The sequence below is a fragment of the Lactobacillus sp. UMNPBX6 genome, assembly GCF_002553975.1.
In the GTDB taxonomy this organism is placed as follows: Bacteria; Bacillota; Bacilli; order Lactobacillales; family Lactobacillaceae; genus Lactobacillus; species Lactobacillus gallinarum.
In genome coordinates this window covers 1-13475 of the sequence record NZ_PCZD01000047.1, presented here as the reverse complement: position 1 = coordinate 13475, position 13475 = coordinate 1, and the positions used below count along the sequence as shown (strand labels likewise).

The 13475-nt window shown below is 36.9% G+C and carries 9 protein-coding genes; all 9 read left to right on the top strand.

What is annotated here, in order from left to right:
• The first annotated feature begins 413 nt into the window (after window positions 1-413).
• The 9 genes from polA (at window position 414) to CP357_RS07735 (ending at window position 13335) form a co-directional block, all read left to right on the top strand.
• Entirely contained in the window at window positions 414-3077 is a 2664-nt protein-coding gene (polA, locus tag CP357_RS07775) for a DNA polymerase I (RefSeq protein ID WP_098036997.1), read from the top strand.
• 8 nt (window positions 3078-3085) lie between these two features.
• On the top strand, window positions 3086-3916 hold the full coding sequence (gene mutM, locus CP357_RS07770; protein ID WP_098036996.1) for a DNA-formamidopyrimidine glycosylase: 831 nt from the start codon (window positions 3086-3088) through the stop codon (window positions 3914-3916).
• Window positions 3913-4515: a dephospho-CoA kinase gene (gene coaE, locus CP357_RS07765; RefSeq protein ID WP_098036995.1), complete on the top strand. Its 603-nt coding sequence runs from the start codon at window positions 3913-3915 to the stop codon at window positions 4513-4515. Before mutM ends, coaE begins: the two co-directional genes overlap by 4 nt.
• A 2-nt stretch (window positions 4516-4517) precedes the next feature.
• Window positions 4518-4985: a transcriptional regulator NrdR gene (gene nrdR, locus CP357_RS07760; protein ID WP_098036994.1), complete on the top strand. Its 468-nt coding sequence runs from the start codon at window positions 4518-4520 to the stop codon at window positions 4983-4985.
• 2 nt (window positions 4986-4987) lie between these two features.
• The gene (locus tag CP357_RS07755; protein WP_087176664.1) at window positions 4988-6319 is read left to right on the top strand and encodes a replication initiation and membrane attachment family protein; all 1332 of its coding nucleotides are present in this window, start codon (window positions 4988-4990) and stop codon (window positions 6317-6319) included.
• A gap of 31 nt (window positions 6320-6350) precedes the next feature.
• Window positions 6351-7259 carry a primosomal protein DnaI gene (gene dnaI / locus CP357_RS07750; protein ID WP_098036993.1) on the top strand — a complete coding sequence of 303 codons (909 nt, stop codon included), beginning with the start codon at window positions 6351-6353 and terminating at the stop codon, window positions 7257-7259.
• Window positions 7260-7549: 290 nt separating this feature from the next.
• On the top strand, window positions 7550-9484 hold the full coding sequence (gene thrS / locus CP357_RS07745) for a threonine--tRNA ligase (protein ID WP_098036992.1): 1935 nt from the start codon (window positions 7550-7552) through the stop codon (window positions 9482-9484).
• 146 nt (window positions 9485-9630) lie between these two features.
• Entirely contained in the window at window positions 9631-10086 is a 456-nt protein-coding gene (locus CP357_RS07740; RefSeq protein WP_087712777.1) for a GNAT family N-acetyltransferase, read from the top strand.
• Between the two features lie 174 nt (window positions 10087-10260).
• The gene (locus tag CP357_RS07735) at window positions 10261-13335 is read left to right on the top strand and encodes a MucBP domain-containing protein (RefSeq protein ID WP_098036991.1); all 3075 of its coding nucleotides are present in this window, start codon (window positions 10261-10263) and stop codon (window positions 13333-13335) included.
• Window positions 13336-13475 lie beyond the last annotated feature (140 nt).

Genomic DNA, 13475 nt, shown 5'->3' with positions numbered 1-13475 from the left:
GTTCAAACCAATCATACGAGAAAGGAACTCCTTTTTCTAATGTTTAAAGAAATAAATTTAAGGAATCATTCATCCTTACACAAACTATTTTACAGTCTCAATATTACCGATACTGATCATAATTTTATTTTATAAATTTGATGGACTGGAAAAAGTTTTGTGCTTTAATAGTTATAGACCTCTTTCAGGTCTAATTAATTAAATGCTTTGAAGTCGTCCTATTTTAGGGCGGCTTTTTTGACGTTCTCTACATAAAGGGACTGTTTTAGTGTAATAAAAAGGATTTATGATCAAGACTCCACAAAAGTGGAGCTTTTTTCTTTTACATTAAACTTCCTATTAAAAGATTACCCTTGAAACTGGTAAAATAGATAAGTAAGTATAGAGAACAATTTTTATAAAAGGGGAATAAAATGGCAGATAAAAAATTACTTCTAATCGATGGTAACTCTGTAGCTTTCAGAGCCTTTTACGCTCTTTATCGTCAACTAGAATCTTTCAAGAGTCCAGACGGCCTGCATACCAATGCCATTTACGCTTTTAAGAACATGCTCGATGTCCTTTTAAAAGACGTTGATCCGACCCACGTATTGGTAGCTTTTGATGCAGGAAAAGTCACTTTTAGAACAAAAATGTACGGCGAATATAAAGGTGGACGTGCGAAAACTCCAGAAGAGTTGCTCGAACAAATGCCTTATATTCAAGAAATGCTGCATGATTTAGGCATTAAAACTTATGAATTAAAGAATTACGAAGCAGACGACATCATTGGTACTTTTGCTGCGAAGGGTGAAAAGGCCGGGTTCACAACCACGATCGTAACTGGTGACCGCGACTTGACCCAACTTGCGTCCGACAAGACGACTGTCGAAGTAACTAAATCTGGTGTTTCTCAACTTGAAGCTTATACACCAGAACATATGAAGGAAGTTAATGGGGTAACTCCAACCGAATTCATCGACATGAAGGCCTTAATGGGTGATAACTCTGATAACTACCCAGGTGTCGAAGGTATTGGTCCTAAGACAGCTTCTAATTTAATTCAAGAATATGGTTCAGTAGAAGATCTTTACGATCATATTGATGAAATGAAGAAATCTAAGCGTAAAGAGCGTTTGATTCGTGATAAAGACAAGGCCTTTTTAGCTAAAAAGCTTGCCACTATTGACCGTGATTCACCAGTTACCATTGATATTGATGACGTAAAACGCGAGCCAGTTGATTATGAGAAACTGCGTCAGTTCTATGAAAAGATGAATTTCCGTAAGTTCTTGGCAGAACTTAATGCGTCAGGTGCTGGTCAAGGTAGTGCAGATGTTGAAAAAGTTGAATACACCGTTTTAAATGATGACAATGTCAAAGATGTCAAAGCTACTGAAAAAGACACTGTTGAATTTTATCTAGAAATGCTCGGTGCTAACTATCACCTAGCTCCTTTTGTTGGCTTCAGTTTGAAGCTCAATGACAAGATCTACGTTTCAAGAGACGTGGAATTGCTTGAAGAAGATAATATCAAGCACATCTTAGAAGACGAAAAGATCAAGAAGAATGTCTTTGACCTAAAGAGAACAATGGTTGCTGCACATCGTTTGGGCATTCACACTCACGGTCTTGATTACGACATGCTTTTGGCATCCTACTTGATCAATAATGAAAACAACTCTAATGATCTGGGTGAAATTGCCCATCTTTATGGTGATTACTCCGTTAAGACCGAGCTTGAAGTCTACGGCAAAGGTAAGAGTGAACATGTTCCCGATAATGACGATGAATTGTTCAACCACTTAGCTTCCAAGGTCAACGCCATTGAAAAGCTTAAGCCGGAGCTTCTTAAAAAGCTTAAAGAACACGAACAGGATGCTTTGTTTGACACAATCGAAATCCCAACTGCTCGTGTTTTAGCCAGAATGGAAATGAACGGGATGAAGGTTGAAGCCAGCACTTTGCTTCAGTTGCAAAATGAATTTGCCGTTAAATTGAAGGAACTCGAAGACAAGATTTATGACCAAGCCGGTGAAAAGTTCAACTTGAACTCACCAAAGCAATTAGGTCACATTTTGTTTGAAAAGCTTGGTTTGCCAGTTATCAAAAAGACTAAGACTGGTTACTCAACTTCAGTTGAAGTCTTGGATCAATTAAAGACGCAAAGCCCAATCGTTAGTGAAATTTTGGATTACCGTCAAATTGCCAAGATTCAATCTACCTATGTAAAGGGTCTGCTTGATGTTATCCAACCAGATGGTCGTGTACATACACGTTACTTGCAAACTTTGACTGCCACTGGTCGTCTGTCCAGTGTGGATCCTAACTTGCAAAATATCCCTACCCGCACCGAAGAAGGAAAGCAAATCAGAAAGGCCTTCGTGCCAAGTGAACCAGACGGCTACATCTTCTCTTGCGACTATTCACAAGTTGAACTCCGTGTGCTCGCTCATGTTTCGGGCGATCAAAATATGCAAGAAGCCTTCAAGACCGGTTATGATATTCACTCACATACCGCGATGAAGATTTTCCACTTGGATTCACCAGATCAAGTAACGCCACTGATGCGTCGTCACGCTAAGGCTGTTAACTTCGGTATCGTTTATGGTATTTCCGATTACGGTTTGTCCAAGAACTTAGGCATTTCTAGAAAACGTGCTCAAGAATTTATCGACAACTACTTCGAACAATATCCTCAAATCAAGGATTACATGAATAAAGCAGTACAAGAAGCGTGTGACAAAGGCTATGCCGAAACAATCATGCACCGTCGCAGATACTTGCCAGATATTCATGCTAAGAAATACACCGTTCGTGCCTTTGCTGAAAGAACTGCTATTAATTCACCAATTCAAGGTTCAGCTGCTGATATTATTAAAATTGCAATGATTAACATGCAAGAGAAGTTAGATGAACTACATTTGAAGACTAAAATGGTAGTGCAGGTACACGATGAATTGATTTTTGATGTACCAAAAGATGAGCTAGAAACAATTAAAAAGATTGTGCCTAAAGTAATGCAATCAGCTGTTAAGCTTGATGTGCCACTAATTGCTGATTCTGGCTGGGGACACAATTGGTATGATGCAAAGTAGGTGATAAAATGCCTGAAATGCCTGAAGTTGAAACAGTTCGAAGAACGCTGCTTCCTTTAGTTAAGGGAAAAACTATTAAAAAAGTGATTTTGTGGTATCCAAAAATTGTGGCGACTGATCATGAAAAATTTTTATCTGAATTGCCTGGTAAAAAGATTATCGATATTGATCGCTACGCCAAGTATTTGCTTATTCGCTTGAGTGATAATTTAACGATTGTTTCTCATTTGCGAATGGAAGGAAAGTATCATTTAACTGCGTCTGATGCGCCTAAGGATAAACACGATCACGTTGAATTTGTTTTTACTGATGGAACAGCGTTGCGGTATAATGATGTGCGCAAATTTGGGCGGATGCAGCTAATTTTAACTGGCACCGAAAGACAAACTACAGGGATTGGTAAGCTTGGAGTAGAACCAAATAGTTCTAAATTTACTTCAGAATATTTAATCAATGGCTTAAAGCGTAAGAAGAAAAATATCAAAAACACTTTGCTTGATCAATCAGTAGTAGCTGGTCTAGGTAATATTTATGTTGATGAGGTTCTTTGGCGAACCAAGATTCATCCTTTAAGTCAGGCCAATAAAATTCCTGTGGAAAAAGTATCTGAATTACATGATCAGATTAATAAAATTATTGCCGAAGCAATTAAGCTGCAAGGTACTACAGTTCATTCCTTTTTGAATGCGAATGGACAAGTTGGAGGCTTTCAAAGTAAATTGCAAGTTTACGGTCATGTAGGTGAGCCCTGCACAGTTTGTGGTACTAAATTTGAAAAAATTAAGGTTAATGGTCGGGGAACCACTTTTTGTCCTCATTGTCAGGTGATTTATAAATGAGTTATGTCTTAGCATTAACAGGTGGAATTGCCACCGGTAAAAGTACTGCTGATGATTTTTTTAAAAATAAAAACATTCCGATTATTGACTGTGATCAAATTGCCCACGAACTGATGAAACCCGGCAATGCATCTTGGCAAGTGATTAAAGATCATTTTGGGGTAGAATATTTAAATTCAGACCAAACAATAAATCGTAAAAAATTAGGGCAATTAGTTTTTAGTAATAAAAGAGCCTTGTCTGAATTAAATCAGTTGACGCATCCGTTAATTTTCGATAAAACAGTAGCAAAGATAAAAGAATATCAGAATTTTGCTCTTGTTATTTTAGATGCACCAGTGTATTTTGAAGCGGGATTGGATAAAAAACATGTAGCTAATGGAGTTTTAGTGATTACCCTTCCTGAGCAATTACAGATTGAACGTTTAAAAAAGCGTAATAATCTATCTGACGAGGAAGCAAGAATGCGGATTAATAGTCAGATGCCATTAGCTGAAAAAGAAAAAATGGCCGATTTTGTAGTGGCAAATACTGGTACAATAAAAGAATTAGAAAATAAACTAGAACAGATATTAATTAAGATCAAAGAAGAGGGATAGCTATGGAATGTCCAAATTGTCATCAAAATGCCTCCCGCGTTATTGATTCACGTCCTAGTGATGAAAACCGTGCAATCAGACGACGCAGAGAGTGTGAAAATTGTGGTTTTCGTTTTACAACTTTTGAAAGAGTAGAAACAGCTCCGTTACTTGTAATTAAAAATGACGGTACGCGTGAACCATTTAATCGCAAGAAAATCTTGCATGGTGTAATGGCTGCAGGACAGAAACGACCAATTAGCAGTGAGCAATTTGAGCAATTGGTTGATCATGTTGAAAATAAAGTAAGAAAGCAAGGCATTAGTGAAATTTCATCTAAGAAGATTGGTCAATACGTTATGGATAAATTGGCTGATCTTGATGATGTGGCTTACATTCGTTTTGCATCTATTTATCGTGAATTTAAAGATATGTCTAGTTTCATGAAGACTATGGAAGACATGATGGCTAAGAAAGGTAAGGGCAATTAGTCATGTTTGAGACGTCTGATCCCAAACATCTTTATTATGTAGCCAATCGTGTGAAGCTTTTTCCCGAAGATGAAAAAGTTTTAATCAAATTATATCAACCGTTAGTAGGTGCAGTAGCAGTAGCGCTATATCAGACTTTGATTCAAAATTATGATCCGTATGGCATAATTTCCGACTCGAAGGGGATATATTCATTGCAAGAGCAATTGGACTGCAGTTTGAAACAATTATTTGATTCATTGCATAAATTAGAGGCTGTAGGATTAATCCAAACACTTTTGTCTGATAATGTATTCAATAATGTTTTAGTTTTTAAATTGCTGCAAGTTCCAGCTGCAGACAAATTTTTTGCGACGCCACTTTTAGCTAGTTTATTAAAAGAAAAGGTTGGTGTATCAACCTTTCATGATTTAAGTCATGCTTTTGCTCAAGAAGCAAAATTAAGGGAAAAACCTATAAAAAATGCTAAAGACGTGTCAGCAAACTTTTTTGATGTTTTTCGTTTACCTGGGGATGAAGCAATCACTCCGTCTAGTGATGTGGTTCAAGCCGCACAAGAAAATAAGATTCATGAAGTTGAAACTGCCAAGGTGAATGATCACGATAGTATTGATTGGGATTTTATCAAGCAGGAGTATAATCGCTATCAAATTCCAGCTAGTGAAATTGACCTTAATAAAGATCAAATTCGTGGTTTAATCCAAACGTATGGCTTATCAGAAAAAGAATTTGTAGATGAAAGCTTGCCATGTCTTCATGGCTCATATAGCTTAAATATGCATGACATTAGCAATACTTTAGCGGAAAATTATAAGAGGGCTAATACTAGAGAAAATGTACAAAAGCAGTTAAATGAAGGGCAAAAAAAGGCATTAGCTGTGATTAAAGATATGGATGACCATGATAAAAAGCTGTTAAAAGCAGCTAATGAGAGTTCACCCGCTGAATTTTTGTATAAAATAAAAACGCAAAAAGGCGGTATAACTAGTGCCAATGAGAAGCAGATTATTAATAATTTGCACACCCAGTATGGGTTGCCTGAAGACTTAATCAACATTTTGACCTATACATGTCTTACTTATGACACAGTAGTTAGTTCTAATTTGGCTTATAAGATTGCCAATGACTGGCTGCAACATGGCGTGGCTACAGCCGTACAGGCTTTGCAATATGTGAAAAAGCGGCGCAATAGCTTTGGTAAGAAAAAATCTGTTCGAACTTATCAAAAGCGAGTCGAAAAAGGCACTGATTGGAGTAAGAAAAAGGCTGATAGGGATGCTGGCATTTCTACCGAGCAATTGAAGAATTTATTTAAAGATTTAAATAATAAATAGGATTCAAAGATAATTGGAAGTAGGTGAAAAAATGGAGCCAATTGGCAATGTAATTAAAAAGATTGTAAAAGAGCGTAATCTGGGTGATGAACAATCTTTGATAGAACAAGCCTTGCGTGATCCTGATGTGCAGTCATTTATTCATGCAAATGCAGATAAAATTGATCAAAAGATGATTCGAAATAGTATATCTAACTTGTATGAGTATTATTCTCAAAAGCATACTGCAAGTAAGGTGATGGCAGGGTATGCTCCCCAATTATTTTTGAATGGTAAAGTAATTGATATTCGGTATGTGCCAACTAAGGCAAAATTAGCTCAAGATCGCAAGCAAGCTGCCGAGCGAAGATTACAACTAATCGATGTTCCGACTCGTCTTCATGATGTGAGTTTGAGTGAAATTGATGTAAATGATGATCGTAAACAAGTTTTAACTTTGATCTACGACTTTTTAAGAAAATATAAGCAAAATCCGCATATTCGGGGACTATATTTGTCAGGTGATTTTGGTGTTGGTAAGACATATATTTTAGCGGGATTAGCTAATTATGTGGTCACGAACATGAATAAAAATGTTGTGTTCTTGCATGTGCCAACTTTTATAGCCGGATTAGCAAGTCATTTTGACGACAATAGTTTGCAAAGTGAAATTCGCCGTTTGTCTGAATGTGATTTATTGATTTTAGATGATATTGGTGCTGAGAGTCTTAGTCAATGGTCACGAGATGACGTATTGGGTGTAATTTTACAAGCTCGGATGGATAATGTTTTACCAACATTTTTCTCATCTAATCTTGACATGGAAGCATTAGAATCTCATTTTGAAGAAACACGTAATGCGACTGATCCAGTAAAGGCTAGGAGACTTATGCAGCGAGTACGTTTTTTAGCTAAAGAAGTTGTGGTTTCTGGACCCGATCGAAGAAATTCTTTGCATTAATTTAAAAAAAGGTCTTGCATCTAAAAGTTTCGTGCGTATAATGAGAGTTAATTAAGCGAGACATGATAGCTTTCGATTCAGAGAGAAGAACCTTGTTCTGGAAGTTCTTCATTAGAAAGTTACCCCAATCGCTTATTCTCAAAGTTATTAATATTAGGTTGGATGCCTTTATCAATCCGTAAAGAGGTTAGATTACGCTAACCTGAATTTTGGGTGGAACCACGCTAATTAACGTCCCAGTGCATTCTCGCACTGGGACTTTTTTTATTATATTTTTTCTGGAGGAAAATATGAGTTTTTCAATCACTTTGCCTGATGGCTCAAAGAAAGATTTTGAAGAAAGTTTAACTATTGCTGACTTAGCTCACAACATTGCAACTTCACTTGGTAAAGCTGCTGTTGCTGGTAAGGTTAATGGTGAAATTAAGCCACTTGACTTCAAGCTTGATAGTGATAGCGAAGTTGCTATTATTACTGATAAAGATGAAGAGGGCTTAGACGTTTTACGTGCTACTGCTGCTTTTGTATTTGAAGCTGTAGCTAAGCGTGAATATCCTGAACTTCGTTTAGGTGAACATGTTGCCGATGAAGGTGGTTTCTACGTTGACACCGATAAAGATGACCAAATTAAAGTTGGTGAATTACCAAAGCTTGAAAAAGCTATGCAAAAGGTAATTAAGAACGGTGAAAAGATTGAACACGTTCAAATTGCTAAATCAGAACTTGAAGACCTTTACAAGAATGATAAGTTCAAGAGCGAACTTCTTGCTAAGGTTGAAGGCGATACTGTTGATGCTTACAAGCTTGGCGATTTTGTTGACTTTGGTTTTGATGCTTTACTTCCAAACACTGGCAAGATTAAGCAATTTAAGTTATTGTCAGTAGCTGGTGCTTACTGGTTAGGTAAGTCATCAAACCCAATGCTTCAAAGAATCTTTGGTACTGCATTCTTTAAGGAAGCTGATTTAAAGGCTGATCTTAAGCGCCGTCAAGAAATTAAGGAACGTGACCACAGAACTATCGGTCGTGACCTTGACCTCTTCTTCGTTGACCCTAAGGTTGGTGCAGGTCTTCCTTACTGGATGCCAAAGGGTGCTACTATTCGTCGTGTTGTTGAACGCTACATCATTGACCGTGAAGTAGCTGACGGTTACCAACACGTTTACACTCCAGTACTTATGAACCTTGATGCTTACAAGACTTCAGGTCACTGGGCACACTACCGTGATGACATGTTCCCACCAATGGACATGGGTGATGGCGAAATGCTTGAACTTCGTCCAATGAACTGTCCTTCACATATTCAAATCTTTAAGCACCACATTCGTTCATACCGTGATCTTCCACTTCGTGTTGCAGAACTTGGTATGATGCACAGATACGAAAAATCAGGTGCTTTGTCAGGTCTTCAACGTGTACGTGAAATGACTTTGAACGATGGTCACACATTCGTAGCACTTGATCAAGTTCAAACTGAATTTGCTAAGATCTTGAAGTTGATCATGGACGTATACAAGGACTTCGATATTACTGATTACTACTTCAGACTTTCATACCGTGATCCAAAGAACACTGACAAGTACTTTGCAAATGACGAAATGTGGGAAAAGTCACAAAAGATGCTTAAAGGTGCTATGGATGATCTTGGCCTTGACTACGTTGAAGCTGAAGGTGAAGCTGCATTCTACGGTCCAAAGCTTGATATTCAAACTAAGACTGCTTTGGGTAACGATGAAACTATGTCAACTATCCAACTTGACTTCATGCTTCCAGAAAGATTTGGTTTAACTTACGTTGGTCAAGATGGGGAAGAACACCGTCCAGTTATGATTCACCGTGGTATTGTTGGTACTATGGAAAGATTCATTGCTTACTTAACTGAAATTTACAAGGGTGCATTCCCAACTTGGCTTGCACCAGTTCAAGTTGAAATTATCCCAGTTAACCTTGATGCTCATGGTGAATATGCAGAAAAGGTTCGTCAAGAACTTGCTAAGCGTGGCTTCAGAGCAGAAGTTGATACTCGTAACGAAAAGATGGGTTACAAGATTCGTGAATCACAAACTCAAAAGGTACCTTACACTTTGGTATTAGGTGATGACGAAATTAACGCTAATGGCGTAAACGTACGTCCTTACGGTACTGACGAAGAAATTTCTAAGAGTTTAGATGACTTTATCGCTGAAATTGATGCAGATGTTAAGTCATACTCACGTGAAAAATAATTAATTTTTAGCTGCAAATAGTTTTTTGCTATTTGCAGCTTTTTTTATGAGGAATATAATTGTTAGTAATTTTAGTAAATGGAGAGATGAAAAATGAGATTACGTTTGTTGCCTTTTTAAATTAATTTAGAAAGGGCAGATACAAAATGAAAATTATAATTAGAGAATATCAAGCTGAAGACTATCATCAAATTGAACGAATCCATGATTTGGCTAGATTGCAAGAGTTAAAAATTGGAAAAGCTGAAAAGTATTTTAAACCTTTAGAAAAAGCTATTTATAAAGAGGATTTATTTAATTCTAAAATTTATGTAGCATGTGATAAACAAAAAATTATTGGATTTATTGCCGTCAAACCAAATATTTTAGATTATATTTATGTTGATCCCGCCTATCAGGGACAAGGAGTTGGGAAGAATCTCATTTCTTATGTCTTAAGAATTATGAAGCGTCCAATAACTTTAGAAGTTTTTCAGGAAAATAAAGTTGCTAAAAAATTATATTCGCATTTTGGTTTTAAAACTAAAAAAATTATTTATCAGCAGTGGGATGGTAATGATCCACAAAAATACTCTGATGAAACAATGGTTTTAGAGAAATAATTCATTGTAGTAATATCTTACTCACGTGAAAAATAACCAATAACTTAAAAAATTAAACCAAGAATTCCGTCTTTTGTAGAGAATTCTGTTTTTTTTTTATGCATGATAAAGCTTTACAAAAGTGTTACTATAATGGTGTAACGTTATTATATTTTATTTTGTGTGAGGTATAATATGAAGAATTGGATAAGTACAAATGAGAAACAACGTTTCGCATTGAAGAAGATTGCAGGTAAGACTGTGTCTGTCTTGATTGGGACAACATTGTTTGGGTTCTACTTGGGAACTAAGACTGAAGTACATGTGGTTAAGGCTGATACAATCACTGATGTATCAACCAAATTAGAGCAAGCAAAACCTGAAACAACTCCAGAAGTAGACACAAAGTCTGCAATAAAAGAGGCTTCAGATAACGTAGCCAGAGATGCTGTGCAAACAACAGATACGACAAATAATAAAGAGCAATCAGCAACGCTGGCTACTCCAATTAAATCATTAGCTCCTACTGTAGCTTCAAATAAAACTAGCGAAGTAAGCGATAGCTTAAAAGTACCAACTGAAAAAACTACTGAGCCGACATCTAACTTAAATACTGAAAATAATCAAAAAGATGCTGTGCAAACAACAGATACGACAAATAATAAAGAGCAATCAGCAACGCTGGCTACTCCAATTAAATCATTAGCTCCTACTGTAGCTTCAAATAAAACTAGCGAAGTAAGCGATAGCTTAAAAGTACCAACTGAAAAAACTACTGAGCCGACATCTAACTTAAATACTGAAAATAATCAAAAAGATGCTGTGCAAACAACAGATACGACAAATAATAAAGAGCAATCAGCAACGCTGGCTACTCCAATTAAATCATTAGCTCCTACTGTAGTTTCAAATAAAACTAGTGAAGTAAGCGATAGCTTAAAAGTACCAACTGAAAAAACTAGTGTGCCGACATCTAACTTAAATACTGAAAATAATCAAATTGTTAAGAATTTTCTAGCTGCTTCACTTGTATTAGCTTCAAGTACTAGGTCACTTGCAACTGATCAAGAAGCAGAATTACCTGAATCGAAACAAAGGTTCGAACTTCAACCTACTTCATTTTACAATGGCTTAGTTTCAACAGAAAAAGCTAAAGGTAAAGAAGCTACATGGTTGTGGAAAGCTTTAAACTCTTATTGGCATTCCGATGAAGGATATACGAAGATTAAAGAGACATTGAATGATGCAAAATTATATTACTTCGCTGTTTTTGCTGATTATAGTAACTCTGATCACAATTTTATCTTAGTAGCGCGCGATAAAAACGATTTGGATAATCCAACCATTACAGCCAAAATTGTCGATTTTTATAGAGGGGTGAATACTGAAACGCTTACAGTTGCCGCAAATAGCTCTCAAACAAGTACTGAAAGTACTAAGGGTCGCTATACTATTCAAAACTTTGGTAATGGTTCATATTCTGTTACTCTAAATACTGGTACTAACCCTTATGGATTATTACCAGTAATTGATAGGGGCCTTTTGAATCCTGATCTTGCTGGTAAGAGCAAAGGTGAGTATGACGCGATTGCTAAGAGCAAGTCGATTAGTAGTTATTCTAGCTACATTCCTAAACGGCGTACCCAACTCATACGCTATGTAGACCGAGCAACTGGCAAAGATCTTGTACAGCCAATTAAAATAAGTGGCTACGGCAACCAGCAATATCAAGCAGACGATATTACCCCCCCAACTGTTGATGGTTATACTTATGAGAGGTCTTCAGGCTTTGCCAGTGATGGACTTGTACTTGGTGATTACGGTTATCCAACTACTGGTAATGTAACTGAATTTAGTGTCGGTGAAACCTTTGACCTCTCTGAAAATAGCGATGTCATGGTTAGAAGTACCGTCATTGAGAAGAATGGTAGTATTCGCTCAGTTGTATACTACAAAGGCAAACCTCTAAACGAAACTGTCGGTACAAGTGGTGTGAGGATCTTAGGAACAAGCGATAGTACCAATAAGATGTACTTTACCGTCGGTGGTAAGGACTACATGTTTATTAATCCGGTAACCGCTACTGATAATAGTACTGTATACTACTATGCCAAGACTGGTCATGAGCAAGAGAGTACCATGACTGTTCACTATATTGATGTTACTAATAGTGGGATTAATAGTAACTTTATCCCAAGTGACGGTACAGAAATAGATAAACAAGTTTTAACTGGAAAAATCGATGAAAAATACACCAATACTTTAAAAGCTCCTGAAGGCTATCAGATAGTAGCAAAAGATAAAGCAGCTGAAACAGGCACTTACTCAATTGATGCACACGATGCCTATGTATATGTGAAGAAGCCAGATACTTCTACAGAGCAAGAAGTAAAATTACCAGACAGCAAGGTAGAAGTAAGCGATCCAAACCACTTAACTGATGGAGAAAAGCAACAGGTTAAGGACAAGGTAGCCAAGTCCAACCCAGATGCCAAGGATATCAAAGTAGGTGACAATGGATACACAGATGTAAGCTTTAAGAATGGCAACCATGGTCATGTCGCCGGCAGTGAGTTGGTAACTAAGAAGCCAGATACTTCTACAGAGCAAGAAGTAAAATTACCAGACAGCAAGGTAGAAGTAAGCGATCCAAACCACTTAACTGATGGAGAAAAGCAACAGGTTAAGGACAAGGTAGCCAAGTCCAACCCAGATGCCAAGGATATCAAAGTAGGTGACAATGGATACACAGATGTAAGCTTTAAGAATGGCAACCATGGTCATGTCGCCGGCAGTGAGTTGATTATTAAGAAAGATAATAATTCATCTAACACTTCTAATAACACAGATGCTGATAAGCATCCTGCAGTAATCCCAGATACTAAGACTCCAGTCCAAGATCCAAATCATTTGACTGATGCGGAGAAGAGCCAGATTAAAGATAATGTATCTAAGTCTAATCCAAATGTTAAAGATATATTAGTTGGCAATAACGCAGATACTACTTTAATTTACGGTGATGGGTCTAAGAATGTTATTAAGGGTACTGATTTAATAGTTGTTAAATTAACTTCAACTATCTCACCATCTAAGAATACTTCTGGTTTACAAGGTAAGGATAAGAATACTTCGAATAAGAATGAAGTATCCTCAAAACAAACCCTGCCACAAACTGGTGAATCAGATAACGTATTAGCTGTAATTAGTGGTGCAGTGATGACAATCTTATCTGTAGTAACATTCGGCTTGATTAAACGTAGAAAAGAATAATCACAGTTAGAGCAAATGAGACTTTTGAGGTCTTGTTTGCTTTTTCTGTGAAAAATAATCAACTATGGTAAGCGTCTAATGTAAGGTAAGCGTCATATAACCGAGTATCTTTTTTAGTCCGTATTTTTCAGGTATTCTAA

Coding starts and splice junctions, on each gene's coding strand:
- polA (WP_098036997.1), top strand. CDS start 414: ATGGCAGATAAAAAATTACTTCTAATCGATGGTAACTCTGTAGCTTTC.
- mutM (WP_098036996.1), top strand. CDS start 3,086: ATGCCTGAAATGCCTGAAGTTGAAACAGTTCGAAGAACGCTGCTTCCT.
- coaE (WP_098036995.1), top strand. CDS start 3,913: ATGAGTTATGTCTTAGCATTAACAGGTGGAATTGCCACCGGTAAAAGT.
- nrdR (WP_098036994.1), top strand. CDS start 4,518: ATGGAATGTCCAAATTGTCATCAAAATGCCTCCCGCGTTATTGATTCA.
- CP357_RS07755 (WP_087176664.1), top strand. CDS start 4,988: ATGTTTGAGACGTCTGATCCCAAACATCTTTATTATGTAGCCAATCGT.
- dnaI (WP_098036993.1), top strand. CDS start 6,351: ATGGAGCCAATTGGCAATGTAATTAAAAAGATTGTAAAAGAGCGTAAT.
- thrS (WP_098036992.1), top strand. CDS start 7,550: ATGAGTTTTTCAATCACTTTGCCTGATGGCTCAAAGAAAGATTTTGAA.
- CP357_RS07740 (WP_087712777.1), top strand. CDS start 9,631: ATGAAAATTATAATTAGAGAATATCAAGCTGAAGACTATCATCAAATT.
- CP357_RS07735 (WP_098036991.1), top strand. CDS start 10,261: ATGAAGAATTGGATAAGTACAAATGAGAAACAACGTTTCGCATTGAAG.